Raw genomic sequence first — 25,155 nt, 5'->3', positions numbered from 1 at the left:
TGGAGCCGCGCAACGATGGTTTCGAGGCAAGTCCGGACCAGTCCCTCTCGCGTCTCAGACGCCACGCCGTCCTCAAGCCGATCATCCCGCTTGACTAGGTTGGCACCGCAGAACTCGGGCTTGGACAGTCGCCTCTAAATGCAAGCCTGGTGCCGTCGCGCTAGCAGTCGGCCCGCTCCGACGCCGGCCAGCCATTGAGGATCTCCTCGTCAACACGTGCATGGCGATCGAAGCGTTGGGGCGGAGCCTGACGGAGATCGAAGGCGATGAGCAAACACTGAACCGTGGCCAAACTCACGTTCACGATGTGCGGGCTCCGCTGCCTCGACCGCGCGGGTCTACGGCTGACACGTTCGGGCTTCCAGTTCAGCGCGTGGCTTGCGCCGTCAGTCGCCGATACGCGGACACGAAGCGTCCAAACACCTCCGAGCTGCCTGGCTCCAGAGCCACCCTCTTCGTAGCTGAGATCGCGTTCCTAGCGCTCCGAACATGCCTCGTCGCGTTCGCGAGCATGACCGCATTGATCACAGGTAGACGCGAAATCGATCGGGGGCATCGCCGACGTCATGAGCCGCGCTTCTGGGTTGGGGATCGACATCGAACACCCACTTAGGTGGCCGCTCGCGGCGCTCACGCTTCAGCGCCGCGGCTTCATAGTTCCTCCTAGCCGCAACCTATGCGACGAACGAACGCGCGCCGCTGCGGATCTCGAAGTCCGTGGAAGTCCCGCAATCGAGCGTCGCCTGTGAGAGGATCCCAACGACACGCGGCGGGCCGCCTGCCGCCGGCCGCCGGCCGCCCGTGCAGGGATAGGGCCTTGCCACAGGAATATCCTTCCAGCGAGCACGAATCCTCACAGTTCGGATGTCAACCAGAGTCGGGACCGACCCGCGGCGTGCAATGATTCTGCTATGCAGCGCGTGGACATGGAGAACGTTGCGGCTCTGTACGCGACGAGGTTCCCCGACTGGGCGACGGGGACCGCCAGCCAGTTTCATTTCGGCGTTAAGGAGATCACGCTGAAGAGTGGCGACGTCATTCGCCCACAGGCCTCTGGGGTTACGGTCATTGTGGGCTCGAATAACGCGGGCAAGTCAACGATCCTGCGCGAACTTCACCAGTGGATCCACCATCACCCGTCGCAGCCACGCCCGCCGATGATTTCAGTAGATTCCGTTTCTCTAGACGCACGGGGAAGCGACGCGGACATGTTCGCGTGGATCGGTCTAAGCGCTCCCTTTGCAATCAACGGGACGAGCATGGGCTTCGCTCGTAGCGGCGGCCTCCACGACCCGACGAACCTTGCGTACTTGTGGAGCCAACCGCACAACGGCATCGCGGATCTCGCACAGTTCTTCATGTTCTACGGCAACGCCGCCGGAAGGTTCTCGATCGGTGGCTCAGCGGAAATGCGTGAAGCCGGCGATGACCCTGCCGTGCACCCGATTCACACGCTGCAGGACTCACGGGAGTTGCGCGATCGCCTCACGGCGACGTCGCAACAGGTGTTCGGCAAGCCCCTCACCCTTGACACACTCGGAAGAACAGTGCGCTTGCGCGTGGGTGAGGTGGACGCTCCTTCCCCACCCATCGATGACATTCCGCCTGCATACCGCGCGGCGATGGCCGCGTTGAGCCCGTTGGATGAACAGGGCGACGGCATGCGTGGTTTCTTTGGGCAGGTCCTGCCGGTCATTGCGGCGACGTACCCGGTCATCCTCCTCGATGAGCCGGAGGCCTTCCTCCACCCGCCGCAGGCTCATGCGCTTGGGGCGGAACTCGGTGCGCTCGCAGTAGAGCGCGGGGTCCAGATTCTCGTCGCGACCCACGACCGCAGCCTCCTGACTGGCTTGCTTGATTCTGGCGTGCAGGTGTCGGTCGTGCGGGCCAGTCGCGGCGAGGGTCCGACTCGCGTCCATCAGTTGGACTCGAGTCGACTCCAGGAGCTCTGGCACGATCCTGTGTTGAAGTACACCAACGTGCTTGATGGGCTGTTCCATCGCGTGGTCATGCTCGCGGAGGCAGAGGGAGATTGCGCCTACCTCAACGCTGGCCTCGACTTCCTCCAAGACAGCACAGAAGGGCTGCCTCGAAACGAAGCACTGTTTGTTCCGACCGGCGGCAAGGACGCGATGTGGAAGGTAGCGAGCACTCTCCGCGCAGTAGCTGTTCCTGTCATCGCTGCACCTGACTTGGACATGCTCAACAACGAAGCGGCTCTGAGCAGATTGGTCGTCGCGATGGGCGGTGAGTGGGACGACGACTTCAAAACCACATGGAATCGTGCAACGGCCGCTCAGCGAGCGCCGCGAGAGTCCGTCAACGTCGGCCACGTCCTCGACGCAATAGATGCGCTATTCAACGACCGACGTGACGAGCCTTTCACCGCGGCAACTCGGGAGGAACTCTTCGCGCAGGCTCGCAGCCGAGAGTCTCCATGGGCAGAGGTAAAGGCACACGGAATCGACGCGTTCCGGGGTGAGGCGCGTGCCGCACTTCTTGAGCTGCTCACCCGGCTCGAGTCTCTCGGTGTGGTTCTCGTTCGGGAAGGAGAGCTGGAGCGGCTCGCTCCTGAGGTCGCCGCGAGGAAGGGTCCAGGCTGGCTACAGGAGGCGCTGTCCATAGGCGCGCAAGGCAATGAACGTACTCAGAAGCACCTTCAACGACTCGTCGATGCAAGCACTGCGGTTCTGCAGGCGGGGTAGCACACTCGACGCTGGCGCAGTCCGGCGGTCCGCGATGTCGAACCCAGTCAAGCCGTGGTCAGCGCGAACTTGGATGACAGTCGTCGGCGTCTAGGCCGCGAGGTGATCACAACTAGCTCCGGCTGACGTCGCCGGCACGCGACGAACACCGTGTAGCTGCGGCCCACGGGCACGATGGAGAGAAGATGAGGCGGTACGGCCTAACGGGGAGCTGCTCGTGGTGACAGCCGGCGTGATTGCCAGCCTCGGAGCCACGGGTGCGCTGCCTACTGAGGTAGCGCTGATCGTCATCGTGGTGGGGACGCTCGTTCTAGTTGTCGTTTGCGTCAAACTTGCTCACTTGGTGCCCGACCACAACTAGTCCGCCGAACTGTCGCCTCACCGCCGCTTGGGAAGCCTCCAGGACGCCGCCCGGCACGTCCCCGCGCACAAATCCGCCTGAACCGGAACCTCGATCGCGCAGTGCCCGTATGACTCGTCGGAGGCTCAGCCGCTACGTTCTGGGGCGGTTCGTGCCATGCGTAGGGCCAAGATCGCCGCGACGGTCGCTGAGGCACCGTCAGCGTCTTGGTTGGCGATCGTGCGAAGACCCGCAGCATGCTCGAGTAGAGCGGGTTGCGTGTCACAGCGACAACAGCTTTGTGCAGATCGAGGTCCGCGCTCGCGCGGGCATCGAGGTCGCCGGTTTCCCAGCTCGCTTCGCGGCGAGCCCCCAGATCGACCAGGGTCTCGACGTCGCGGTCCGTTCGATTATCGGCCGCCAGCGTGGCCGCAGCCCCGTCGAGGGCGAGGCGAAGTTCGAGGTATTGGCGGCGAGTTCGGCCGGCGAGCTGTCGCTGGAGGGTGTTGTCGAGCTCGGAGTCCGAGATGACGAACGTCCCCCGCCCTTGAAAAAGCCCCGCGTCCACAAGGGACTGAGCGGCCTCGCGGACCGTGTTCCGCCCGACCCCGAAGTCTGCCACCAGGAGGCGTTCGGTGGGGATGCCTGCCATCCTGACCGTCGCCGGTGCCGATCCGACATTGGTTGGCACGATGGTCGCCCTCTACTCCGCGTGGGTAGTGGTCGCAGCGTTCGTCGTCCCACGGATCGCGACCCACATGGCCGCCCCCTTCGCCGTTGTCGTCATCTGCGCGTTCCTCCTACCGATCGGATACCTGGATCTGCGCCTCGCTCCGCTGAACGGCACCCTGCTCAGGGGCTGGACGCTCGGCGCAGGCGTTAGAACCTCGCCGATTTACATGGACCCTGATCAACCGTCGAACCAGAACGGCGCAGACCGCCCCGCCGTGTCCGGCTTCGTCCGAGGAATCGGGTACGGCGTCGCCCGCTTCACACCGATCGGACTCGGCCTGCTTCGCGAGTCAAACGACGTCAGTAGTCGGAACGCTGGACGAAGGTGGTGCTGCACCCGGAACTCTCATCCGCTGACGCCTGAGCGCTGACGACCACCGCCCTGTCCTCGGCTCGGGCACTTCTCAGGGACCCGGACCGCGGAGGGGGCATTCTTGGATGCTCGGCGGCGGGGCCGCCCCCGCAACCCCCTTCCGAGCGCCACCCGCTCACCCGTAGCGTCGCCCGCATCCCCACGACAGGCGAACCACACGGAGGACGCGATGACCGATGTATCGAGCCAGGGCCCCGCTGCGGGCGACGACCGCACCGAGCTGACCGACCGGCAGGGACACCCGGTCTACGACAACCAGAACCAGCGGACGGTCGGACCCCGCGGTCCGGCGACGCTCGAGAACTACCACTTCCTCGAGAAGATCAGCCACTTCGATCGAGAACGCATCCCGGAGCGCGTCGTGCACGCGCGAGGCTTCGTCGCCTTCGGCCACTTCGAGGCCACCGGCCTGTGGGGCGACGAGCCCATCGCGCAGTTCACGCGCGCGAAGCTCTTCCAGCAGCCGGGCAAGCGCACCGACGTCGCGGTCCGCTTCTCCACGGTGATCGGCGGACGCGATTCGTCCGAGGCGGCGCGCGACCCGCGCGGGTTCGCGGTGAAGTTCTACACCGAGGACGGCAACTGGGACCTCGTCGGAAACAACCTCGGCGTCTTCTTCATCCGCGACGCGATCAAGTTCCCCGACGTCATCCACTCGCTCAAACCCGACCCGGTCACCTTCCGGCAGGAACCGGCGCGCATCTTCGACTTCATGTCTCAGACACCCGAGTCGATGCACATGCTCGTCAATCTGTTCAGCCCCCGCGGCATCCCGGCGAACTATCGCACCCAACAGGGCTTCGGGGTGAACACCTATAAGTGGGTCAACGAACAGGGCGAGACGAAGCTCGTGAAATACCACTGGATCCCCTCGGTCGGCGTCAGCTCGATGACCGAAGCCGACGCCGCCGCCGTCCAGGCCGGCGATCTCGGTCACGCGTCGCGCGACATGTACGAGGCCATCGAACGCGGCGAATACCCCGAATGGGAGTTGCGGGTGCAGATGATGGACGACCACGACCACCCCGAGCTCGACTTCGACCCGCTCGACGACACGAAGGTGTGGCCGGAGAACGAGTTCCCGCCGCGCGCCGTCGGCACGATGGTGCTCAATCGGAACGTCTCGAACTTCTTCGCCGAGAACGAGCAGATCTCTTTCGGCACCGGCGTCCTCGTCGACGGGCTCGACTTCTCCGATGACAAGATGCTCGTAGGACGCACGTTCTCGTACTCCGACACCCAGCGCTACCGCGTCGGCCCGAATTACCTGCAGCTGCCGGTCAATTCACCGAAGAACGCGTCGGTGGCCACGAACCTCCGCGACGGCCAGATGGCGTACCACGTCGACAACGGCGGCGAGAATCCCCACGTCAACTACGAGCCGTCCATCACCGGTGGCCTCCGCGAGGCGCAATACCCCACTCACGACGAGCAGGGGCCGGAGATCGTCGGGCGACTCACCCGCAAACGGATCCCTCGGACCAACGACTACACCCAGGCCGGTCAGCGCTATCTGCTGATGGAGGACTGGGAGCGCGATGACCTTGTGGCGAACTTCGTCGAGCTGATCGGACAAGCCGCCCGTCCCGTGCAGGAGCGGATGCTCTGGCACTTCTACATGGTGGAGGACGACTTGGGCCGTCGTGTCGGCGAAGGCCTGGGAATCACGCTGAACGACATCGCCAACCTCCCCCCTCTCCAGTCCCAGACGCTCAGCGTCGACGAGCTCGAACGCCTGCGAAATCTGGGAAACAACGGCCCTCGTGATGTAGCAGATCTCCAGATGACTCATTGCGTTCCCAATGCTCGCGCACAGAGGGTGTGAGGCGTTCGGGTTACATGACACGAAATAGTGTCGTCGAGTGGTGATGCGAAACGCCGACAAACCGCTAACATGTCTGCCATGGCCCGCAAACAAATCACTCAACTCATCGACGACCTCGACGGCACTGTTCTGGAGAGCGGTGAGGGAAAGCAGATCACGTTCTCGATCGAGGGACGCGCGTACGAGATCGACCTCTCCGACGACAACGCCGAGAAGTTCTACAAGGCGCTCGCACCCTTCGTGGACGTCGCTCGCTCGATCCGTGTCAACAACACCTCGCGCTCGCGCTCGTCACGTGCGAACAAGAGCGACCTCGACCTGGGTGCGGTGCGCGAATGGGCGCGCGCGAACGGGCACACGGTCAACGAGCGCGGCCGTGTTCCGGCAGCCGTGATCGACGCTTACCGCGCCGCGAACTGACACCACCCCATCGCAGAAATGGCTCAGGCGCCTCCAGGCCTGAGCCATTTCTCGTTCCTCGAGATCGACGGAGTGCGCCATGAACGGAGAAACACCCGGCACGAGCGATCCCGCGAGCAGCGGCGCGAACGGGGTTGCGATCGGGATCACTCTCGGCCTCCCGCTCGGCAGCGCCATCGGAATGCTGGTATTCGACAACATCGCGCTCGGCGGCGCGATCGGCCTTTCCCTCGGGATCGTGCTGGGCGTCGCGGCCGACGCCCGTAGACGCGATCAGTCTGCAGGCGCCGACTGAGCGCGCCGCCTGGCACGCTCGCCCCGGGGCGTCACTCCGTCGGCCCCGCAGCGCTCGCCGCGCGCCGCTCGAAGCTCCCGTTCACGGCGTAGATCGCGATGAACATGGGTACGAATGCGAGCGCGACGGCGACGGGGGTCAGGAACCACAGCGGGCCCAGGGACGACGAGAACATGATCGCGCCGAAGAGGATGAGACTGGCCCCACCGATGCGCACCGTACGCACCCGACCGGGTTCCTTCGGCACATACGTCCACATCGGATACGGCTCATCCGGGCGCAAGCGCACGAGCCAGACGACCGAGACGACCTGCATCGCTGCTCCGGCCGCGACGAGTAACAACCACATCCACGAGAGATCCATCAGTTCGATGCAATCACACGGATGCGTCGACGGCCAGCGATGAAGAGATCAGTCGTCGCGAGAGGCCCGGAGAGCGCGCCGCCGACGGATGCCGTAGACCAGCGCCACCACCCAGTAGAGGGCCAGGAGCGGTGAGATGACGGCGAGCACGATGCGGATGACGTCGCCGCCGTTGATCGCCCACGGAATCCAGATCGCCGACATCCCCACCCAGACGATCGTCTGCATGACGATGACACCGAACGGGGTCGCGGCGGAGGCCGTTCCGATTCGTTGCCACAGACTTTGCACCCAGCGAACCTAACAGTCGATCAGGCCCGGTCGTGAAGCGTCACGTGGTATCCGTCGGGGTCGGCGAAGGTGAACGTCAGCCCGAACGGCCCGTCGACAGGCTCAGACACGATTCGGTGGCCGGCGGCGACCAGTTCATCGTGGATAGCCTGCACACCGGTCGCGTGGAGCCACAGCGCGACACCCTGGCCCGGCTGCTCGAGCGCGTCGAGATCAACGCCGGGCATCGGATTCCGCAGGGCGAATGCGATCGGTGACGTCGAGAACACCACGGCGTGAGGCGGTCCCTGCGGCGATCGCTCGAGGCCGAGGAATCGCTCGTAGAAGGCCTGGGCGGCCGCGAGGTCGCGGACTTGGAGAGAGATGAAGTCGGGTCCGGTGGCAGGCATGAGGAGAGTCCTTTCGTGTCAGTTTTCTGACACCCCACCGTATGTCAGAATACTGACATGAGTCAAGATGGTGCCGGCATCGATTTGGAGACCTCGATGGGCTACCTCGTCAAGGAGGTCTCGAGCGCCCTGCGATCGGCGATGGAAGACGTGCTGCGCCCGCTCGGCATGAACATCACGCACTACTCGTGCTTGGAACTGCTCGCCCAGCGCCCGGGACTGTCCAACTCCGAGCTCGCCCGCGGCACGTTCGTCACGCGCCAGAGCATGAACGTGCTGCTGCAGACCCTCGAACGCGACGGCGAGGTGGTCCGGGCGGCCACCCCGGCGGCCGGCAAGGCGCTGCCGACCGAGCTCACCGAACGCGGGCGCGAACGCCTGGCCGCCGCCACCGCCGCGGTGCGCGGAGTGGAAGTGCGGATGCTGTCCGGCCTCGATGACGCCGACCGGATGACGACGTTCCGGGCTCTCCGCGCGATGGCCGGATCGCTGCGGTCTTAACCCCGGTCCCTAGGCTGGGGGCGTGCCCGGTTTCTTCACGCTCCTCTTCGCGGCCCTCGGCATCGCGCTCGCCGCCCGCGACTCTCGCCGCCTGCTGCCGGGCGTCCTCCTCACGCTCGCCGCAACATCCCTCGTCTCCGCGGTCGTGGTCTTCGTCCTCGGCATCGGCGGTGTCATCCTGGTGTCGCTGACCGGCCCCGGCGGAGACGTGGCCGCCGTCCTCCTGATCTTCATCGTCCCTCTGCTCGCGGGCGTCGGACTCGGCGTCGCCTTGGTCGGCAACGGCATCGTGATGCTGCGGCGCGAAGGACGATCGCTGGCGAATCGCCTCTCGCTGCTCGCCGGGGTCGGCGTCCTGGCCATCCTCGCACTGGGGGTCGTCGCCGTGCTTGCGCGTTGGTTCGAGTTCGCCGTCATCGTGCTGCTCCTCGCCGGACCGATCGGCTATGTCGGGATGGGCTTCGTGTCGTACCTCTGCTGGTCGGCGGTCTACGCCCGCATCGCGCGACGCGGCCCGGCCCCGGCGGCGATCGTCACACTCGGGTCGGGTCTGCGCCGCGACGGCAGCGTGCCGCCATTGCTCGCGCAGCGCGTCGCACTCGGCGTCGAAACGTTGCAGCGCTCTCCCGACGCGGTGCTCGTCCTCTCGGGCGGCCAAGGCCCCGACGAGCCTCGGAGCGAAGCGGCGGGCATGGCGGAGCACGCCGCCGGGCTCGGCGCCCCGCCCGAGCGCCTGGTGATCGAGGACTCTTCCCGCACCACCGAGGAGAACCTCACGCTGACCCGCGAGATCCTCGCCGAGCGAGGCATCACGGGCCCGGTCCTCGCCGTGACGAGCGACTACCACGCTTTCCGCGCCGCCACACTGCTGCGGACGCTCGGTATGCCGGGCAACGCCATCGGCGCCCGCACCGCCCGCTACTACCGGCCGAGCGCGCTGCTGCGCGAGTACCTCGCTCTTCTCCGCGACCACCGCCTGCTCAACATCATCGCGGTCGGCGTGCTGATGGTGCCTGTGATCGCATTCGTCGCGATCTCGCTCATACAGCTCCTCGCGGATTGAGATTCATCCTGCCGGGCTACGCGAGATCCGTCGGCAGGCTCACGACACCAGGCTCATTCCCCACGAGGCTGGAAGCATGATCGAAACCGCACGAATCCTCGTCGTCTCCGACGATTGGCTGCCTCGCGACTGGATGCCGGGGGTGACGGCATCCGTCTTCGTGGTGTTCGCGGTGGTCGCGGCGGTAGCGGCGATCCTGTTCGTCTCGAGCCTGATCTCGATCCTCGCCTCGTCGCGCTACACCGGCGGCGGCAAGCTGCTGTGGATCATCGGGATCTTCGTCTTCCCGATCGCCGGTCCGCTCGTCTGGTGGCTCGGCGGCCGCAACGCCCGCATCCGCACCGACCGCGTGTGACCCGACGCGGCCGGCATCACGACATCACGAGATGGCGACGGCGTGGCCCGTCACGGTGATGCCTCCCTCGGCGGGGATGTCGACGGTCAGCTCCCCGGGCCGGCCGACGTGTCGGCCCTGCTCGATCACGATGACCGCGGGAGCATCGACCGCGCCGAGCGAGCGCAGATAGGCGCCGAACGACGCCGCAGCCGATCCCGTCGCCGGGTCCTCCGTGATACGCCCCACCGGAAACAGGTTGCGCGCCTGGAACCGATCGGATGCAGACCGGAACGCCACAGTGATGGTGGCCGGCCATCCTCGATCATCGAGCAGCGCGCGAACCGCGTCGGGCTCGAAGGAGAAGCCGTCGAAGGTCTTCTGATCCGCGAGCACGACGACCGGATGCGCGTTGCCCGTGTTCGCGAGTCGCGGCGGCAGTTCGGGATCGAGGTCAGCTCGCGAGAGACCGAGCAGAGCGAGGATCGCGTCGAGATCGACGTCATCGAGTTCGCGTACGGACGGCTCGACGCTGGTGAAAGACGCCCGGATGCCGTCATCGTCGCGCGAGACCGCGATCGACACGTCGCCGACGGGGGTGTCGAACCGGACCGCGCCGTCGGGGGCGACCTGGCCCCGCTCGGCGAGCGCCACTGCGGTGGCGACGGTGGCGTGCCCGCAGAAGGGGACTTCGGCGATGGGCGAGAAGTAGCGGACCGAGCGGACCCCATCAGCGGTCGTCCCGGTGACGAAGGCCGTCTCGGCATAGTCGACGTCGGCCGCGATCCGCTGCATGGCCCGGGCGTCGAGCGCGCCCGCATCGAGGACGACGCCGGCGGGATTGCCGCCTTCGGATCGGGTGCTGAACGCGGTGTATCGCAGGACCTCGGGCGTGCTCATCCGTTCAGGCTACGCCCGCCTCCGCGGTGTCCGACGCCGGCGCCATGATGGAACGATGCGACGTGTTCTCATCTCTGACCATGAAGCACCTCAACGGCCCCCGCTGCAGGTCGAGCCCGGCGACGTCGTCTCCGTCGGCGCCTGGGATACCGAATGGCCGGCCTTCGTCTTCGTCACCGCGTCCGACGGCTCGGGCTGGGTGCCCGGAAGACACATCCACATCGAGGGATCGGTCGGCACGGTCGTGACGGGGTATGACACCACCGAGCTCTCCCAGGCCGAAGGGAGCGTCGTTGAGGTGGTCGTGGACGACGCCGAGAGCGGCTGGTCGTGGTGCCGTGCCGAATCCGGCCGCGAGGGCTGGATCCCCCATCGGGTCCTCCGCGACGCCTGAGCGGGGCGTCGGGAGATCACAGCAGGCGCGAGAGCCGCTTCTTGCTCGCGTTCTCATGGACGATCCAGGCGATGTCCGGGTCGGTCGTGTCGAGCGCTTCGAACGCGCGCAGGCCGGGACCGGGATCGGCCGCGACGGCGACGCTCCACGCGTATCCGAGGGTCTGACGCAGCGTGCGGGCTGCACTGTCGTGCCGCTGCGGTTGCGGCCGTGCCACGAGGTGAGCGGTCGCGCGAGCGCACACCTCGACGGCGATCGCCGCCATCTCGGGCGACCGCAGCAGTCGCGGCTCGCAGATCGCTGCCACGGCGGCTCGCACCACGAGGGGGTCGTCTTCGTCTGCCCATGCCCGCACGGTCGCCGCCAGGGTGTGCGGATCGGCGTCGCCCAGAAGCTGCAGGCCGAGCGCGATTCCCTCACGAACCCGCCACCGATCATCGGCCGCGAACCGCAGGGCCTCAGCGTCGCGACCCGGAGCCGCGCGCCGGGCGACCGCCGCCGCGGCGCACATCATGGGGTACTCACCACCGTCGCGGACGAGCTCGTCGATGATGCGGGCATCGGCGACCTCCGCGACGGCGGCGGCCAGCGTCGTGTTCGCACGCGGCCCGGGCAGACCCGAATGCTCGACGAGGTAATCGACCCAGGCGTCTGTGCCGAGTCGCCGGAGCTCCGCCGCCCATGCGGTCACGGTGGCCATGCACCGCACGCTACGCCCATCGGCCGCGCCCGTCACCGGGGCAGGCGGCGTGACAAACGCATCAGCGCTCGGGCGACGGAGCAAGCCGGTACAGCACCTCGGGCCGGCCACGCTTGCCGTATCGGTGCGACAGATGGATGACGCCGGTATCGACGAGGTGCGTCAGATACCGGTTCGCGGTCGCGCGCGAGATGCCGCAGGCTGTCGCGACCTCGGCTGTCGTGAGGGCGACGACCGGGTCGAGGGCGGCGACGACCTGCGTGAGGGTCGGCGCAGCGAGGCCCTTCGGCAGCCCGGACGGGGCACCGCCGCCCACCATCCCGCCCGCTGCCCGGCGATACCCGGATGCTGCCGCTGAGGCGGTGCGGATGCTGCCGGTGGACAACAGCCGGTCGATCTCACCCTGCGCGAGTATCGCTTCACGCCCACCGGCGACGATGCGCTCGCGATCGGCCGCGTAGCGTTCCAGTCGCTCGCTCAGCGCGGCCTGCGTGAAGGGTTTGACGAGGTAGCCGACGACGCGCGCCGCGAGAGCCTGGCGCACCGTGGTCTGATCCTGCGACGAGCTGATGACGAGCACGTCGGGTCCGTCGTCGCCGAGCGTACGCAGGCGGTGGAGCACCTCGATGCCGCTGATGCCGGGCAACCGCATGTCGAGCAGGATCAGATCGACCCCGGAGCGGCTGTGCTCGAGAGCCGCCTCGCCCGTGCCCGCCGTCGCCACGACGACGAAACCGGGAATGTCGGCGACGAATCCGGCATGCAGGGCGCGCGCGCCACGGTCATCGTCGACGACGAGCACCCGGATCGGGCCGGTCATCGGCCGCTCTCCAGCTCGAAGGCGAATCGCGCTCCCCCGAGGGGTGAGCGCCCGACCTCGACGGTGCCCGATCGTGCGGTGACGATGCGGCGGACGACATCCAGTCCCAGGCCGCGCCCGAGGCCCGTCGTGTCGGCCTTCGAGGAATAGCCCGCGGTGAAGATGCGGCGGGCGATGCGCTGGTCGACGCCGGGGCCGTCGTCGTCGACCGCGCCCGCGATGCGCGAACCCCGGTGCCGCAGCTCGCAGATCACGTTCGCCGCCCCCGCCTCCGCGGCGTTGCGGCACAGGTTCGACACCACCGACACGATGCCCTCGTCGATGTCGTGGTCGAGGGCGAGGTCGAAGCGGAGCCGAGATCCGTGCTCGTGCAGTTCGGCACGCACGGTCGGGATCATCGCGGCGAGCACGGGCTGGTCCGCGCGCGCCTCGTCGTCACCGATGTCGACGGGGCGACGCACGCTCGCGATCTCTTCGATGTACCCGCGGGCCTCGTCGGCGTCACCCCGCGAGAGCAGGCCGTGGATGACGTGCAGCCGCGTGCTGAACTCGTGCGATTGCTCGCGGAGTGCCGTCGCCGTGCGGCGCATCTGCGCGTGCTCCGCCGCGATGACGTCCAACCGACGGAACCGGCGCTCGACCGCGGCGGTGAGGACCGAGCTCGCGAGCGTCGCGACGACGAGCGCGCCGATCGCCCAGGGCAACAGGGCGCCGACGGCGTCGTCGAGCTCCCCCGCGATCTGCGACTCGAGCACCCCGACCGCCACCATCCCGATCGGGGTGCCGCCGGGATCGCGCACCGGCACCTTCGCACGCAGCGACGGCCCCGAGGCCCCGACCTCGGTGCCGACGAACGTGTCGCCGGCGAGCACCGACGCGTTGGCGGTCTCGACCTGCACGCCGCGTTCGGACGCGAGCGGGTGGGTGATGCGGACGCCCTCGTCGTCGGTGATGACGACGTAATAGACGCCGGCCGCTTCGCCCACGAGATCGGCGATCGGCTGGAGGATCGCGGTCGCCGGAGCCAGGTCGGCCGCATCGGCGAGCAAGGTCGGCGATCCCGCGCTCATCGCCCCCGCCACGGCCTCACGCACCTCTGGCAGGTCGGCGAGGCTCTCCGCGACGTCGAGCACACGTTCGCCGGTCGCCTCTCGGATGGTCCGCTCCTGCGCCGCGAGGGCGATGGCCACGGTGGCCGATAGCGCCGCGAGCGTGACCACCGAGGGGAGCACGAGCAGCACGAGGCGGGCAGCAGACGCTCTCACCGTGAACGGCATCCTGTCCACTTCCTCGTGCGATCGGACGTTGTCGGGCGGTGCCCGTGAGTATTTATGAGAACAAATCCCGCCACCCTCGGGGGCGGCTCGGCGAAGTGCCATCCTAATTCGATCTCGCGGCGACGACGATGTCCGCGCGAATGGAGTGATCATGACGCATAGCGCGACAGATGCCGGCGCGCGCCCGGCCCACCGCGGCCGCACTCTCGCCGCCCGCATCATCGGGGGCGCTGTCGCCGCGACGGCGATCGCGACGGCCGCCGTCGGCTCGGTCACCTCGGCCGCCACCGGTCAGGAGATCAGCGCCTCGATGACGATCATCGCCCCCGCGGCCGCCGGCGGCGGATGGGACGGTGTGGCCCGCGAGCTGCAGCAGGCGCAGAAGGCCAACGGCCTCGTCAACAACGTGCAGGTGGTGAACATGCCGGGTGCCGGCGGGACGATCGCGCTCGGCAACGTCTCGGTGCTCGACGGTCAGCCGGGCAACATGCTCGTCGGTGGGACCGGGCTTCTCGCGGCGACCATCCAGTTCGACTCCGCCGCGAAGCTGAGCGACGTGACCCCGCTCGCGGTGGTCGTGGAGGAGTACGACGTCATCGTCGTGCCGGCCGACTCGCCCTACGAGACCCTCGACGACCTGGTGAACGCGTGGCGTGAGAACCCGAAGTCGATCCCCTGGACGGGCGGCGGATCGTTCGACCAGCTCGTGGTCACCGACCTGGCGCTCGCGGCGGGAATCGACCCGGTCGAAACGACGTACATCTCGTCCGACGGCGGCGGCGAGGCCATCCAGGCGCTCCTCAACGGCACCGCCAAAGCTGCCGCCGGCGGATACCCCGACAACATCGACCAGATCGAGGCGGGCCGGTTGCGCGCACTCGCGCTCGTCTCGCAGGAGCCGATCGACGGTATCGACATCCCGACGGCCGCGGAGCAGGGGTACGACATCTCGCTGTCGAACTGGCGCATGCTCGCGGCGCCCTCGGGGCTCGACGACGCCGATGTGACCGCGCTGACCGAGCTCGTGCTCGACTCGGTCGCGACCCCGGAGTGGCAGGACGCGATCGAGCGCTACCGCTGGACCGAGCGCATCATCACCGGCGACGAGCTCACGGCGTTCCTCGACGACGAGGAAGAACGCATCAAGAACCTGTACGAGGAGATGGGGCTATGACGTTCCCCCCGAATCCGACCGCGACCTCGGCCGTCGTCGGCGACCGTCTGAGGCTCGTCTCGGGCCCCGGGATCGCGGCGCTGCTCAAAGGCCTGACGATGCCGGCGATCATCACCGCCTTCGCCACGTACCTGGTGGTGGGGATCTTCACCATGAAGGTGCCCGCGAACGCCGTGTTCCCCGGCCCCCAGTTCTTCCCCGCGATCATCGCGGGAGGGCTCTACATCTTCGCGGTGGCCCTCGTCGTCTCGGCCCTCAGAGAGATGCGCGAGACGAGTGCGGCACGACCCGACATCGCTGCGGTCACTGCGGACGCCATCGGAGGCGACGAGCTGGATGCCGAGTCGGATGATGCCGCTCCGGCGCGGCCGGTACGGGTGGACGTGCGCTCGCTGCTGTGGGTCGTCCTCTCGTTCCTCGGCTTCGCGTTCCTCCTCGACATCCTGGGCTGGATCATCGCCGCGGGACTCCTCTTCTGGTGCGTCGCCCGCGCGTTCGGCTCGACGAAGCACCTGGGTGGTCTCATCGTCGGGCTCACCGTGAGCTCGATCGCCTACATCGGTTTCGACATGGTGCTCGGGATGCCGCTTCCCTCCGGCATCCTCGGAGGGTTCTGACATGGATGTGCTTCAGCTTCTCGGCGAGGGCTTCGCCGGCGCCCTGACCCCCGCCAACCTGCTCTGGGTTCTCGTGGGCTGTCTGCTCGGCACGGCCGTCGGCGTGCTCCCCGGTCTCGGTTCATCGATGGCCGTCGCCCTCCTGCTGCCGATCACGTTCTCGCTCGACCCGACGGCCGCCTTCATCATGTTCGCGGGCGTGTACTTCGGCGGACTGTTCGGCGACTCGACCATGGGCATCCTCATGAACACGCCCGGCCAGGCCTCGGCGATCGCGTCGACGTTCGAGGGCCACAAGATGGCTCTCAACGGACGCGCAGCCCAGGCGCTCGCGACCGCAGCCATCGGCGCGTTCATCGGCGGCTTCGTCGCATCGATCGTCGTCGTGTTCGTCGCGCCGGCCCTGGCTGATTTCTCGAGCAGGTTCGGCCCCGCCGAATTCTTCGCGCTCGCGGTCTTCGCCTTCGCGGCCACCTCGTCGGTCGTCACCGACAACGTCGTCAAGGGCCTCACCGCCCTCTTCATCGGCCTCGGCATCGCCGTCATCGGCATCGACGGCGTCTCGGGCGCGCCGCGCTTCACGATGGACTCCCCCAACCTGTTCGACGGCGTCTCCCTCGTCACGGTGACGGTGGCGATCCTCGCCCTCGGTGAGGTGATCTACGTCGCTTGCCTCGAGCGGCACACCTCGAACAAGGCGCTCATCAAGCCGACGGGTCGCCCGTGGCTCTCCCGTCGCGAGCTGAAGGAGGCGGCCCCGGCCTGGGCACGCGGCACCGCGATCGGCCTCCCCTTCGGCGTCGTTCCCGCCGGCGGATCGGAGATCCCGACGTTCCTGGCCTACGGCGTCGAGAAGCGGCTCGACGCGCGGCGGAAGGACCCGCAGTTCGGCAAGGGCGCGATTCGCGGCCTCGCCGCCCCGGAGGCCGCGGGCAACTCCACCACCGGCATGGCGATGGGCGCCCTGCTCGCACTCGGGCTGCCGATCTCTGCCACCGCGGCGATCATGCTCGCCGCATTCCGCCAGTACGGGCTGCAGCCCGGCCCGCTGCTGTTCGATCGGGCGCCCGACCTCGTCTGGTCGCTGCTGGCGAGCTTCTTCATCGCCATGGTGGTGCTGCTGATCCTGAACCTGCCCTTCGCGATGCTGTGGGCCAAGCTCCTGCTGATCCCTCGCCCCTACCTCTACGCCGGCATCACCGTGTTCTGCGGCCTGGGCATCTACGCGACCTCGGGGTCGACGTTCGATCTGCTGATGCTGCTCGGCATCGGGCTGCTCGGGTTCCTCATGCGCGCCCTCGACTTCCCGCTCGCACCGCTCATCATCGGCATGGTCCTCGGGCCGCTCGCCGAGACGAGCCTGCGCGATGCCGCGATGAGCTCGAACGGCGACTTCTCCGTGCTCGTCCAGAGCCCGATCACGATCGTGCTCTACGCGCTCCTCGCGCTCGTCCTGATCTTCTCGGTGCGGGGCCGCATCGTCGCCCGCAAGCGCGAGAAGCAACTCACGAACGCCTGAACACGGTAGGGAAGGAAGGACCGATCAGGCAGAGGCGAGCAGCCGATCCGCGGTGCGCAGCGACAGCGCCATCTGGGTCAGGCCCGGGTTCGCCGACAGCGCGCTCGGGAACGTCGAGTTGTCGCAGATCCACATGTTCGGGATGTCGTGCGATCGCCCGTCCGGATCGACCACCCCGTCGTCGGGATCGGAGCTCATGCGGCACGTGCCGATCGTGTGGGCCGTCCGCGCGAGCACACGTGTCTCGCGCGCGCCGGCCGCCTCGAGGATGCGTGTCATGACTCCGATGGAGTGCTCGTCGATCGCCTTCTCGTTCGGTCCCGGCGAGAAGCTGATCTCCGCGCGCGGGATGCCCCATTCGTCGGTCTCCGCCGACAGGACCAGCCGGTTGCCGTCGGAGGGGAGGCACTCGCCGTTGATCCCGATGCCCGCCGAGAACTGCCAGGCGTCGAGCGCATCCATGAGGTCCTGACCCCACAGCGCACCGCCGCGGACGAGCGAGGTGGCGTAGGTGAGGGGCATGACCCCGAGGCTCTGGATGAGGTATCCGCCGGCGAAGTCGACGCCCGCGGGACGCACGAAATCCTCGGTGATGGCCGCGGACGGGTAGCCGCGGTATCCGCGGATACTCTCGTCGAACCGACCCCACACCTGCACCGCGCCGTGTGCGAGGAAGTTGCGTCCCACCTGCCCGCTCGAATTGGCGAGCCCCGTGTTCAGCAGCAGCCGCGGGGTCTCGATGCCTCCGCCGGCGAGGACGAGGGCCGCGCAGCGCTGCCGGTACTCGGCTCCCTCGTGCAGATAGACGACCCCGGTCACCCGGCCCGCGGCATCCTGCTCGATGCGGTGCACCATCGAGTCGGCCCGGATCTCGGCCCCGTGCGCGACGGCGACGGGGAGGTAGGTGATCGCCGTCGTCGCCTTGTAGCCGAAGCGGTCTCCCTGGTGGATGCCGCCGACGTCGATGCTCGCCTTGCGCCGTCCGTAATGGGGTTGTTCCCGGTCACGCGTGATGATCGCGGCCGGGGCATCGGTCGCCGTGATGCCCAGACGTTCGCACCCTTGCAGCACGAGGTCTGCCGGGGCGTTGCGGCGCGTCGGCTCGTCGAGATACTCGCGCTGCGGATCCCACGGGTAGGGGGTGGGACCGCTGACGCCGATGACTCTCTCGACCTCGACGATGTAGCGGATGAGCTCGTCGTAGTCGATCGGCCAGTCGCGACCGAGGCCTGTCTCGCTGCGCAACGAGAGGTCGCGACGGTCGGGTCGCGGCGTGAACGCCCCCCAGTGCAGTGTGCCGCCGCCGATTCCCCAGCCGCTGTTGTTCGGACCGAAGGCAGTGGGGGTGTCGCCGCCGCTGAACCGGTCGGACATCCAGTTGATGCGTGTCGCCTCGCGCTCGTCGGGGGTGAACTCGTCCATCTCGAGGTTCGGTCCGGCCTCGAGGGCGACGACGCGCAAGCCGCGCTCGGCGAGTCTGCTGAGCAGCGGCCCGCCACCGGCCCCCGTGCCCACGACGACGACGTCGACGATCTCGTCGAGGTCGTACCGGCGCATTCCGGAGAGGTTCATGCGGTGCTTCCTTTCGCGGCGCCGAGGCGTCCGAGCTCTCCGGGCTCCCATTCCTCGCGCTCGCCCGCGGCGAGGACGAGATAGCCGGCGGGCTCCGGTCCAGTGCCCCCGGTCGCGAATCCCGAGTAGCCGACGCGCGCGAGGGAGGCCGGGTGCGACAGCCAGAGGCGCGCGAGGTCGTTGCGGGCGTCTTCGAACCAGAGGCTCAGCTGGTCGGCCGTGAGGACCGCTCCCGAGGGCGCGTCGCCGTCGATGACCCGTCGGATGACGGCATCCTGAGCAGCCGCGCCGCGCATCCAGATCGCGGCCAGCGCGTCGAGACCGGCCCGGTAGGCCTCGACGTCGGTCGACATGCCGGTCGGGCGCCAGCCGTCGCTCTCCCCCGCCTCGATCATGCGGTCGAGGCGGGCAGCGAGGTCGATCGTCGCTCCCTCGCCCTGCGGCACGATGCGCCGCGCGACGTCGCGCAGGAGGGCGAGCTGCTCGGGAGTCAGCGCACGCGGACGGTACGCCGGGTCGTCGGCGAGCGCACGGCGAGCGAGGGTGGCGCGCACCGCGACATCCGTCCGTGACGAGGCGATCACCCGTGCCCACGGCTCGGGGACGCGTGGCCCCCACGCGGCGATGTCTGCTGCGAGGCTTCGCACCGATGCTGCGACGTCGTCCGTCGTGACCGCGGCGGGGACCTCGTGCTCGCGGATGCCGTCGGGAATCTGCGTGCCCTCGAGCACGACTCCGGCGAGGCCGAACACGCCGATCGCACCCTCGAGGACCCGGGCGACGAGGTGTGCCGCGACCTCATGATGGTCGAACCCACCGACGAGGATCCACGGCGTGGCGATCTCTGCGTCGGCGACGGCCTCGATCAGCGCCTCGGAACCCCGCGCCGGGTCGAGGACGAGCTGCCGGAACGGGCCGACGGCGTCATCGGACGCATCGTCGAGCTGCGGTACGTCGCCGCGCAGGGAGACGACCGCGAAATCCGATCCGGTCACGGGGTGACCATGCCGCCATTGACGTTGAGCGTCTCACCCGAGACGTAGCTCGACTCGGCCGAGGCGAGGAAGACGAACGCGGGCGCGATCTCGGCGGGCTGACCCGCGCGCTGGTAGGTGCTCTCGTCGTCGAACGCGCGCATCTGCTCGTCCGAGACTCCGTCGCTCACCTGGAGCGCCGACCACGTCGGGCCGGGGGCGACGACGTTGACCCGGATGCCGCGGGGCGCCAGCTGCTGAGCGAGCCCCTTCGAGAAGTTGTTGATCGCGGCCTTCGTCGCGGCGTAGTCGACACGGTCGGGCGCCGGCTTGTATGCCTCGAGCGAGGCGGTGTTGATGATCGATGCACCCGCCGGTAGGTGGGGCAGCGCGGCTTTCGTGATCCAGAAGTTGGCGAAGACGTTGGTGTGGAAGGTGGCGGCGAACTGCTCGTCCGACAGATCCTCCAGCCGCTCGACGGCGACCTGCTTCCCCGCGTTGTTCACGACGATGTCGATGCCCCCAAGGAACTCGACGGCCTCGGCCACGAGCGAACGGCACGCGTCGGCGGTGGAGATGTCGGCGGCGATCGCGTGTCCGCGCACTCCCGCATCGGCGATGAGGCCGAGGATGCGCTCGGCATCACGCTGCTCAGCGGGCAGGTGGACGATCACGACGTCGGCGCCTTCTCGCGCGAACGCGATCGCGGTCGCACCGCCGATGCCCGAGTCGCCTCCGGTGATGAGAGCCTTGCGTCCGAACAGGCGCCCGGAGCCGCGGTAGGTCTGCTCGCCGAGGTCGGGCACGGGCTGCATGTCGGCTTGGATGCCGGGCTCGGGCTGGTGCTGGACCGGCGGCTCGACCCGGTCGTATCGGGTCACCGGGTTGTCGAAGGTGTATTGATCGCTCTGCTCCACGGCCTCACGGTAGGTCTCGGCCTCATCTCGGCGCGAACGCTTGCCAAAAGTCAAGCGAGGGGCGTAAAGCGGATGACCACGGGGCGCGCTGGGCCCCCGTCGGCCGCGTCAGGACTACGGCGCCCCGGTGACCAGGGCGATGGCTGCGCCGACGGCATCCGCAGCACCGACGGCGTCGACGCGCGCGAGGGCGAACGCCGAGACGACGAGTCCCGTGCATGCGTCGGCGAGGATGGCGTGCTGAGCGCCCTCGAGATCGGGGCGACGCGCGGCGACCCCCCGGCCGAAGGCTGTGCGCAGTTCGGCGCGGTACCCCGCGATCACCTGCGCGACGGCTTCGTCACGGGCGATGGGCGCGGCCGCCGTGTTCACGAGCAGACATCCGCTCGACGCAGGAAGCGAACTCGGCTGCCGGAGCGCGTCGCGCAACCCCTCGAGATACGCCTCCAGTGCGCCCGGGCCCACCTCGTCTGCCGTCAGGGGCGACAGCCGCGGTCGGATGATCTCGTCGAGGTAGCTGTCGACGGCGGCGTCGAACAGGCCGCGCTTCGAGCCGAACGCATGATAGATGCTCGATCGGTTCAGGCCCGTCACACGCTCGAGCTCGGGCAGCGGCGCACCTTCGTATCCCTGCTGCCAGAAGACGCTCCGCGCCGCGCGGACGACATCGTCGCGATCGTAGCTCTGCGTTCGACCCATGCGCCGCACCCCCTTTTGTGTATCGGTCAGTTCAGTATATATTGAACCAAGCGATACACAACTGCGGTGTCCACCGCCGGAAGGGAACAGCTCATGATCATCGTCGGTCTTGCGCTCGCGGGCCTCGCAGCGCTCATCCACGTCTTCATCTTCTACCTCGAGTCCATCGCCTGGACGAGCAAGCGGGCGCGCGAGACGTTCGGAACCGGGACCGTCGCCCAGGCCGAGACCCAGAAGGCGCTCGCCTTCAACCAGGGCTTCTACAACCTGTTCCTCGCGATCACGGTGTTCGTCGGCATCGCCTTCGTCATCGCCGGGGCACTCCCGGTCGGCGCGGCGCTCGTGTTCACCGGCGCCGGCTCCATGGTCGCGGCCAGCCTCGTGCTGATCCTCTCCGATACCTCGAAGGCGTCCGCCGCGCTCAAGCAGGGCGTGATCCCCGCCCTCGGCGTCGTGGCGCTCGCGCTCGGCCTCGCACTCTGACCCGGCGCACCGCGCCACCCCTCGTCCGCGACTCCGACCGAGTCCCGCGGCATCCGTCACCGACCCCTCACGAAGGAGAGAAATGACCCACGGAACCAGCACGCAGATCCGTCTCGCACGCCGCCCGCAGGGATGGCCGACACCCGAGGACTTCTCGATCGAACGCGTCGAGCTGAGCGACCCCGCCCCCGGCGAGGTGCGGGTGGCCAACGAGTTCGTCTCGGTCGATCCCTACATGCGCGGACGCATGAACGACGTCCGAAGCTACGTGCCGCCCTACGCCCTCGGCGACGTGATCGCCGGCGGCGCGATCGGCCGCGTGGTCGCGAGCGCCTCTGACGACCTCCCCGTGGGCACGGTCGTCCTGCACCAGCACGGATGGTCGGATGTCGTGCAGGCTGACGCCTCGACGTTCCGCGCCGTCCCCGAGATCGCCGGCCTCCCCCTCTCGGTGCGGCTGCACATCCTCGGCATGACGGGTCTGACCGCCTACATCGGACTCACCGCGATCGCTCACATGAAGCCGGGTGACACCGTGTTCGTCTCCGGCGCGGCCGGTGCGGTCGGCACCGCGGTCGGCCAGATCGCCAAGCTGCTGGGCGCGGGTCGCGTCATCGGCTCGGCGGGCTCAGCCGAGAAGGTCGCGCTGCTCACCGAGAAGTACGGCTACGACGCGGCGTTCAACTACAAGGACGCCCCGGTCCGCGAGCAGCTCGCCGCCCACGCGCCGGACGGCGTCGACGTGTTCTTCGACAACGTCGGCGGCGACCACCTCGAGGCAGCGCTCGACGTCATGAACACCGGCGGGCGCCTGGCGCTCTGCGGCGCCATCACGGGCTACAACACCACCGAGAAGACCCCCGGACCCGACAACATGGCCAACATGATCACCCGGGGACTCACCGCGACCGGCTTCACGCTCGCCGCCTACCTGCACCTGGCGCCGGAGTTCACCGAGAAGATGACCGGCTGGTTCGCCGAGGGGAAGATCGCCTACGACGAGACCATCGTCGACGGCATCGAGAACACCGTCGAGGCCTTCCTGGCGATGATGCGCGGTGCGAACACCGGCAAGATGCTGGTGCGCACCTCGCAGGCCTGACCCCTCCCGCTCCCCCGACCCGACCGAAAAGGCGGTGACGCTTCGCGCGTCACCGCCTTTCGCGTCGGCTCGACGCCGTCAGTGCTGCCGTGGGACCGGCGCCGGGCGGCGGACGAAGAAGGTCAGCACCACAGCGGCGGAGGCGATGCACGCGCCGGTGACGAACGCCGTGTGGACTCCGGTCGCGGTCGCGGCGACGGCATCCATCCCGTCGGCGGCCGCGGATGCGGCGCCGACCGACATGAGGGTGACGAACAGCGCCGTCCCGGCAGCACCGGCGACCTGCTGCAGCGTGCTCACCGTCGCACTGCCGTGCGAGTACAGCCGCACCGGCAGCGATCCCAGCGCCGAGGTCAGCAGGGGTGTGAACACGCATCCGAGGCCCAGGTTGAGACCCATGTGCACGGCGATGATCCAGGCGATCGGGGTTGCGACCCCGAACGTCGTCATCCCCCAGAGCGCCGAAGCCGCGACGATCATGCCCGGGATCACGAGCGGGGTCGGGCCGAAACGGTCGAACAGGGCTCCGACGACCGGCGCGATGAGTCCCATGAGCACACCGCCCGGCAGCAGCATCAGACCCACGGTCAGGGTGTCGAGACCGAGCACCTGTTGCAGGTAGAGCGGCAGCAGGATGAGCGAGCCGAACAGCGCCGACATCACGACCACGACCAGCACGACCGCAAGGCTGAACGACCGGGACTGGAAGGTCCGCAGGTCGAGCAGGGCCGCGTCGCTGCGCTGCAGCTTCAGCTGACGCATGACGAAGGCGGCGAGCGAGAGAGCGCCGACGACGAGCGGGATCCACACCGGCACAGGTGCGTGCCCGGCCGCCGACTCGCCGATCGAGCTCAGCCCGAAGATCAGGCCGCCGAAACCGAGGGCCGAGAGCACGACGGACCCGACGTCGAAACGCGCCTCGCGCGTCTCGGTGACGTTCTGCACCCAGATCGCACCGAGAGCGATCGCGAGCAGGGCGATCGGGAGGACGAGCCAGAACATCCAGCGCCAGTCGAGAACCGACAGGATCAGACCCGAGACGGTGGGGCCGATCGCCGGAGCGACGGCGATCACGATGCTGATCACGCCCATCATCCGTCCGCGGCGCGCCGGCTCGACCACGTTCAGCACGGTCGTCATCAGCAGCGGCATCATGATGGCCGTACCCGAGGCCTGCACGACACGCCCGGCGAGCAGCATGCCGAAGCCCGGCGCGAGAGCGGCGATCAGCGTTCCCGCCGCGAACAACGACATCGCGGTGAAGAAGACACCTCGGATCGGGAATCGCGCCAGCACGTAACCCGTCAGCGGGATGACGACGGCCATCGTCAGGAGGAACCCGGTGGTGAGCCACTGCGCGGTCGCCGCGGAGATCTGGAGGTCGACCATGAGCCGCGGCAGGGCCACGCCCATGATCGTCTCGTTGAGGATGACCACGAACGCCGACGCGACGAGCAGTGCGATGACGGGTCCGGTGCGCACGGACGTCGCTCGAGATGCGGCCGAGGTCGGGATAGCGGAGGTTTCGGGATGCTGCTGCTCAAGTGTCACTCACTGATCATATGGCAGTCTCTGCCACATTGGCGTTGTGCGACACTGGGGCCATGCACCGCGACAGCGATCAGGACACCCCGGTCATCGAGGACCATCCTGCGGGCCTGCGCGAGCGACGACGGCAGGAGACCCAGCGCGAGCTGTCGGATGCCGCACTCGATCTTTTCGAGCAGCACGGCGTCCACGGCACGACGGTGGACGACATCGCCCGCCGCGCCGGGACATCACAGCGCACGTTCTTCCGTTACTTCGCCACGAAGGAGGCCGCCGTCTTCGCCAGCGCCGACGATTCGGCGCGCGTCGTCGGCGACGCCATCGACGCCGTGCGAGCGGGAGCCTCGGTCGTCGAGGGCATCGAACGCAGCTGGCTGAAACTCCTCGATCGTTTCGACGCCCATCCCGATGAGCACGTCCGCGCCCTGCGCATCCGCCGCCTCGTCGGAGCGGAACCCTCGCTTCTGGCGGTGGCGCTGCGCAACGAGGCGGAAGAAGTCGAGCAGCTCACCGACGCAGCCGTCGACGCGGCGGGCGCGGATGCCGATGTGCTCGCCGCTCGCGCCGCCGTGTCGACCATGGCGCTCGTCCTCCGGCTCACGATCGACGAGTGGGTTCGCCGTGCCGAGCTCAGCGAGCGCGCGAGTGTGCGCCAGATCTACCTCGAGATGCGGCGAGGCGTCGCGACGGTGGCCCGCGACCTTGAGACCGACCCGCCCCACCACGACTGACCGGCGCCCGGCTGCCCCGGCCTCTGGCCGAGGTCCCACTTCGGCCGGCTATGCCGTCGGGGAACCCGGCCCAACTGGGACCTCGCGGGGACCTCG

The 25,155-nt window shown here is 68.3% G+C and carries 28 protein-coding genes; 15 read left to right on the top strand and 13 right to left on the bottom strand.

Translation table 11 applies throughout. The features are described from left to right. Positions 1 to 911: 911 nt before the first annotated feature. Complete coding sequence (locus DEU36_RS14015; protein WP_120264936.1) at positions 912 to 2,705, top strand: ATP-dependent endonuclease; 1,794 nt, start codon at positions 912 to 914, stop codon at positions 2,703 to 2,705. 326 nt (positions 2,706 to 3,031) lie between these two features. Here the strand turns inward: DEU36_RS14015 and DEU36_RS16420 are convergent, their stop codons facing one another. Then, positions 3,032 to 3,697 (bottom strand): FCD domain-containing protein, encoded by a 666-nt coding sequence (locus DEU36_RS16420; protein WP_120264935.1) that lies wholly within the window; start codon positions 3,695 to 3,697, stop codon positions 3,032 to 3,034. Between DEU36_RS16420 and DEU36_RS16040 the strand changes: the two genes are divergently transcribed. From DEU36_RS16040 to DEU36_RS13995, 4 genes are all read left to right on the top strand, one after another. Continuing rightward, a complete protein-coding gene (locus DEU36_RS16040) occupies positions 3,687 to 4,148 on the top strand; it encodes an MFS transporter (RefSeq protein WP_147374420.1) in 462 nt (153 codons plus the stop codon). The genes DEU36_RS16420 and DEU36_RS16040 overlap by 11 nt on opposite strands. A gap of 171 nt (positions 4,149 to 4,319) precedes the next feature. Then, positions 4,320 to 5,975 carry a catalase gene (locus tag DEU36_RS14005; RefSeq protein ID WP_120264934.1) on the top strand — a complete coding sequence of 552 codons (1,656 nt, stop codon included), beginning with the start codon at positions 4,320 to 4,322 and terminating at the stop codon, positions 5,973 to 5,975. A 78-nt stretch (positions 5,976 to 6,053) separates the two neighbouring features. Further along, complete coding sequence (locus DEU36_RS14000) at positions 6,054 to 6,395, top strand: Lsr2 family protein (protein ID WP_120264933.1); 342 nt, start codon at positions 6,054 to 6,056, stop codon at positions 6,393 to 6,395. A gap of 79 nt (positions 6,396 to 6,474) precedes the next feature. Next, on the top strand, positions 6,475 to 6,690 hold the full coding sequence (locus tag DEU36_RS13995; RefSeq protein ID WP_120264932.1) for a glycine zipper family protein: 216 nt from the start codon (positions 6,475 to 6,477) through the stop codon (positions 6,688 to 6,690). Between the two features lie 31 nt (positions 6,691 to 6,721). Here DEU36_RS13995 and DEU36_RS13990 read toward each other — a convergent pair whose 3' ends face one another. Genes DEU36_RS13990 through DEU36_RS13980 form a run of 3 tightly spaced genes read right to left on the bottom strand, consistent with a single transcriptional unit; the run spans position 6,722 to position 7,734 of the window. Next, a complete protein-coding gene (locus tag DEU36_RS13990) occupies positions 6,722 to 7,054 on the bottom strand; it encodes a hypothetical protein (RefSeq protein WP_120264931.1) in 333 nt (110 codons plus the stop codon). A gap of 48 nt (positions 7,055 to 7,102) precedes the next feature. Further along, on the bottom strand, positions 7,103 to 7,345 hold the full coding sequence (locus DEU36_RS13985; RefSeq protein WP_120264930.1) for a hypothetical protein: 243 nt from the start codon (positions 7,343 to 7,345) through the stop codon (positions 7,103 to 7,105). Positions 7,346 to 7,365: 20 nt separating this feature from the next. After that, a complete protein-coding gene (locus tag DEU36_RS13980; RefSeq protein WP_120264929.1) occupies positions 7,366 to 7,734 on the bottom strand; it encodes a VOC family protein in 369 nt (122 codons plus the stop codon). A 57-nt stretch (positions 7,735 to 7,791) separates the two neighbouring features. Between DEU36_RS13980 and DEU36_RS13975 the strand changes: the two genes are divergently transcribed. The 3 genes from DEU36_RS13975 (at position 7,792) to DEU36_RS13965 (ending at position 9,653) form a co-directional block, all read left to right on the top strand. Continuing rightward, the gene (locus DEU36_RS13975; protein WP_120264928.1) at positions 7,792 to 8,235 is read left to right on the top strand and encodes a MarR family winged helix-turn-helix transcriptional regulator; all 444 of its coding nucleotides are present in this window, start codon (positions 7,792 to 7,794) and stop codon (positions 8,233 to 8,235) included. A gap of 22 nt (positions 8,236 to 8,257) precedes the next feature. Continuing rightward, positions 8,258 to 9,298, top strand: a complete 1,041-nt coding sequence (locus tag DEU36_RS13970) for a YdcF family protein (protein ID WP_120264927.1) — start codon at positions 8,258 to 8,260, stop codon at positions 9,296 to 9,298. A 76-nt stretch (positions 9,299 to 9,374) separates the two neighbouring features. Continuing rightward, positions 9,375 to 9,653: a PLDc N-terminal domain-containing protein gene (locus DEU36_RS13965; RefSeq protein ID WP_220700934.1), complete on the top strand. Its 279-nt coding sequence runs from the start codon at positions 9,375 to 9,377 to the stop codon at positions 9,651 to 9,653. A 24-nt stretch (positions 9,654 to 9,677) separates the two neighbouring features. On the opposite strand, the gene DEU36_RS13960 is transcribed toward DEU36_RS13965, so the two are convergent. Then, entirely contained in the window at positions 9,678 to 10,532 is an 855-nt protein-coding gene (locus tag DEU36_RS13960) for a PhzF family phenazine biosynthesis protein (protein WP_120264926.1), read from the bottom strand. Positions 10,533 to 10,587: 55 nt separating this feature from the next. On the opposite strand from DEU36_RS13960, the gene DEU36_RS13955 reads away from it, so the two are divergent. Next, positions 10,588 to 10,926: an SH3 domain-containing protein gene (locus tag DEU36_RS13955; RefSeq protein ID WP_120264925.1), complete on the top strand. Its 339-nt coding sequence runs from the start codon at positions 10,588 to 10,590 to the stop codon at positions 10,924 to 10,926. A gap of 16 nt (positions 10,927 to 10,942) precedes the next feature. Here the strand turns inward: DEU36_RS13955 and DEU36_RS13950 are convergent, their stop codons facing one another. The 3 genes from DEU36_RS13950 to DEU36_RS13940 form a co-directional block, all read right to left on the bottom strand. Continuing rightward, a complete protein-coding gene (locus tag DEU36_RS13950; protein ID WP_120264924.1) occupies positions 10,943 to 11,626 on the bottom strand; it encodes a HEAT repeat domain-containing protein in 684 nt (227 codons plus the stop codon). A 61-nt stretch (positions 11,627 to 11,687) separates the two neighbouring features. After that, a complete protein-coding gene (locus tag DEU36_RS13945) occupies positions 11,688 to 12,446 on the bottom strand; it encodes a response regulator (RefSeq protein WP_120264923.1) in 759 nt (252 codons plus the stop codon). Beyond that, positions 12,443 to 13,711 (bottom strand): ATP-binding protein, encoded by a 1,269-nt coding sequence (locus DEU36_RS13940; RefSeq protein ID WP_259455386.1) that lies wholly within the window; start codon positions 13,709 to 13,711, stop codon positions 12,443 to 12,445. The genes DEU36_RS13945 and DEU36_RS13940 overlap by 4 nt, the downstream gene beginning before the upstream one ends. A gap of 163 nt (positions 13,712 to 13,874) precedes the next feature. On the opposite strand from DEU36_RS13940, the gene DEU36_RS13935 reads away from it, so the two are divergent. Genes DEU36_RS13935 through DEU36_RS13925 form a run of 3 tightly spaced genes read left to right on the top strand, consistent with a single transcriptional unit; the run spans position 13,875 to position 17,033 of the window. Beyond that, entirely contained in the window at positions 13,875 to 14,897 is a 1,023-nt protein-coding gene (locus DEU36_RS13935) for a tripartite tricarboxylate transporter substrate binding protein (protein WP_120265178.1), read from the top strand. Further along, entirely contained in the window at positions 14,894 to 15,514 is a 621-nt protein-coding gene (locus tag DEU36_RS13930) for a tripartite tricarboxylate transporter TctB family protein (protein WP_120264922.1), read from the top strand. The genes DEU36_RS13935 and DEU36_RS13930 overlap by 4 nt, the downstream gene beginning before the upstream one ends. Position 15,515: 1 nt before the next feature. After that, positions 15,516 to 17,033 carry a tripartite tricarboxylate transporter permease gene (locus DEU36_RS13925; protein ID WP_120264921.1) on the top strand — a complete coding sequence of 506 codons (1,518 nt, stop codon included), beginning with the start codon at positions 15,516 to 15,518 and terminating at the stop codon, positions 17,031 to 17,033. Between the two features lie 24 nt (positions 17,034 to 17,057). On the opposite strand, the gene DEU36_RS13920 is transcribed toward DEU36_RS13925, so the two are convergent. From DEU36_RS13920 to DEU36_RS13905, 4 genes are all read right to left on the bottom strand, one after another. Beyond that, entirely contained in the window at positions 17,058 to 18,605 is a 1,548-nt protein-coding gene (locus DEU36_RS13920; protein ID WP_120264920.1) for a GMC oxidoreductase, read from the bottom strand. Next, positions 18,602 to 19,600: a hypothetical protein gene (locus DEU36_RS13915; protein ID WP_120264919.1), complete on the bottom strand. Its 999-nt coding sequence runs from the start codon at positions 19,598 to 19,600 to the stop codon at positions 18,602 to 18,604. The genes DEU36_RS13920 and DEU36_RS13915 overlap by 4 nt, the downstream gene beginning before the upstream one ends. Beyond that, positions 19,597 to 20,394 carry an SDR family oxidoreductase gene (locus tag DEU36_RS13910; RefSeq protein WP_396652173.1) on the bottom strand — a complete coding sequence of 266 codons (798 nt, stop codon included), beginning with the start codon at positions 20,392 to 20,394 and terminating at the stop codon, positions 19,597 to 19,599. Before DEU36_RS13910 ends, DEU36_RS13915 begins: the two co-directional genes overlap by 4 nt. Before the next feature lie 216 nt (positions 20,395 to 20,610). Next, positions 20,611 to 21,195 (bottom strand): TetR/AcrR family transcriptional regulator, encoded by a 585-nt coding sequence (locus DEU36_RS13905; RefSeq protein WP_120264917.1) that lies wholly within the window; start codon positions 21,193 to 21,195, stop codon positions 20,611 to 20,613. A 93-nt stretch (positions 21,196 to 21,288) separates the two neighbouring features. Between DEU36_RS13905 and DEU36_RS13900 the strand changes: the two genes are divergently transcribed. Together DEU36_RS13900 and DEU36_RS13895 are read left to right on the top strand one after the other, a co-directional pair. Then, a complete protein-coding gene (locus tag DEU36_RS13900) occupies positions 21,289 to 21,678 on the top strand; it encodes a DUF1304 domain-containing protein (RefSeq protein ID WP_120264916.1) in 390 nt (129 codons plus the stop codon). Positions 21,679 to 21,760: 82 nt separating this feature from the next. Further along, positions 21,761 to 22,780, top strand: coding sequence for an NADP-dependent oxidoreductase (locus DEU36_RS13895; RefSeq protein WP_120264915.1), 1,020 nt, complete (start codon positions 21,761 to 21,763; stop codon positions 22,778 to 22,780). Between the two features lie 78 nt (positions 22,781 to 22,858). On the opposite strand, the gene DEU36_RS13890 is transcribed toward DEU36_RS13895, so the two are convergent. Next, entirely contained in the window at positions 22,859 to 24,295 is a 1,437-nt protein-coding gene (locus tag DEU36_RS13890) for a DHA2 family efflux MFS transporter permease subunit (protein ID WP_396652172.1), read from the bottom strand. 89 nt (positions 24,296 to 24,384) lie between these two features. On the opposite strand from DEU36_RS13890, the gene DEU36_RS13885 reads away from it, so the two are divergent. Next, positions 24,385 to 25,059 (top strand): TetR family transcriptional regulator, encoded by a 675-nt coding sequence (locus DEU36_RS13885; protein ID WP_120264913.1) that lies wholly within the window; start codon positions 24,385 to 24,387, stop codon positions 25,057 to 25,059. Positions 25,060 to 25,155 lie beyond the last annotated feature (96 nt).

It is taken from the genome of Microbacterium sp. AG238 (assembly GCF_003610405.1).
GTDB lineage: Bacteria > Actinomycetota > Actinomycetes > Actinomycetales > Microbacteriaceae > Microbacterium.
Note: the sequence above shows the minus strand (reverse complement) of the source record. Positions and strands in the feature narration are given on the sequence as shown.

Coding starts and splice junctions, on each gene's coding strand:
- DEU36_RS14015 (WP_120264936.1), top strand. CDS start 912: ATGCAGCGCGTGGACATGGAGAACGTTGCGGCTCTGTACGCGACGAGG.
- DEU36_RS16040 (WP_147374420.1), top strand. CDS start 3,687: ATGCCTGCCATCCTGACCGTCGCCGGTGCCGATCCGACATTGGTTGGC.
- DEU36_RS16420 (WP_120264935.1), bottom strand. CDS start 3,697: ATGGCAGGCATCCCCACCGAACGCCTCCTGGTGGCAGACTTCGGGGTC.
- DEU36_RS14005 (WP_120264934.1), top strand. CDS start 4,320: ATGACCGATGTATCGAGCCAGGGCCCCGCTGCGGGCGACGACCGCACC.
- DEU36_RS14000 (WP_120264933.1), top strand. CDS start 6,054: ATGGCCCGCAAACAAATCACTCAACTCATCGACGACCTCGACGGCACT.
- DEU36_RS13995 (WP_120264932.1), top strand. CDS start 6,475: ATGAACGGAGAAACACCCGGCACGAGCGATCCCGCGAGCAGCGGCGCG.
- DEU36_RS13990 (WP_120264931.1), bottom strand. CDS start 7,054: ATGGATCTCTCGTGGATGTGGTTGTTACTCGTCGCGGCCGGAGCAGCG.
- DEU36_RS13980 (WP_120264929.1), bottom strand. CDS start 7,734: ATGCCTGCCACCGGACCCGACTTCATCTCTCTCCAAGTCCGCGACCTC.
- DEU36_RS13975 (WP_120264928.1), top strand. CDS start 7,792: ATGAGTCAAGATGGTGCCGGCATCGATTTGGAGACCTCGATGGGCTAC.
- DEU36_RS13965 (WP_220700934.1), top strand. CDS start 9,375: ATGATCGAAACCGCACGAATCCTCGTCGTCTCCGACGATTGGCTGCCT.
- DEU36_RS13960 (WP_120264926.1), bottom strand. CDS start 10,532: ATGAGCACGCCCGAGGTCCTGCGATACACCGCGTTCAGCACCCGATCC.
- DEU36_RS13955 (WP_120264925.1), top strand. CDS start 10,588: ATGCGACGTGTTCTCATCTCTGACCATGAAGCACCTCAACGGCCCCCG.
- DEU36_RS13950 (WP_120264924.1), bottom strand. CDS start 11,626: ATGGCCACCGTGACCGCATGGGCGGCGGAGCTCCGGCGACTCGGCACA.
- DEU36_RS13945 (WP_120264923.1), bottom strand. CDS start 12,446: ATGACCGGCCCGATCCGGGTGCTCGTCGTCGACGATGACCGTGGCGCG.
- DEU36_RS13935 (WP_120265178.1), top strand. CDS start 13,875: ATGACGCATAGCGCGACAGATGCCGGCGCGCGCCCGGCCCACCGCGGC.
- DEU36_RS13930 (WP_120264922.1), top strand. CDS start 14,894: ATGACGTTCCCCCCGAATCCGACCGCGACCTCGGCCGTCGTCGGCGAC.
- DEU36_RS13925 (WP_120264921.1), top strand. CDS start 15,516: ATGGATGTGCTTCAGCTTCTCGGCGAGGGCTTCGCCGGCGCCCTGACC.
- DEU36_RS13920 (WP_120264920.1), bottom strand. CDS start 18,605: ATGAACCTCTCCGGAATGCGCCGGTACGACCTCGACGAGATCGTCGAC.
- DEU36_RS13910 (WP_396652173.1), bottom strand. CDS start 20,394: ATGCAGCCCGTGCCCGACCTCGGCGAGCAGACCTACCGCGGCTCCGGG.
- DEU36_RS13905 (WP_120264917.1), bottom strand. CDS start 21,195: ATGGGTCGAACGCAGAGCTACGATCGCGACGATGTCGTCCGCGCGGCG.
- DEU36_RS13900 (WP_120264916.1), top strand. CDS start 21,289: ATGATCATCGTCGGTCTTGCGCTCGCGGGCCTCGCAGCGCTCATCCAC.
- DEU36_RS13895 (WP_120264915.1), top strand. CDS start 21,761: ATGACCCACGGAACCAGCACGCAGATCCGTCTCGCACGCCGCCCGCAG.
- DEU36_RS13885 (WP_120264913.1), top strand. CDS start 24,385: ATGCACCGCGACAGCGATCAGGACACCCCGGTCATCGAGGACCATCCT.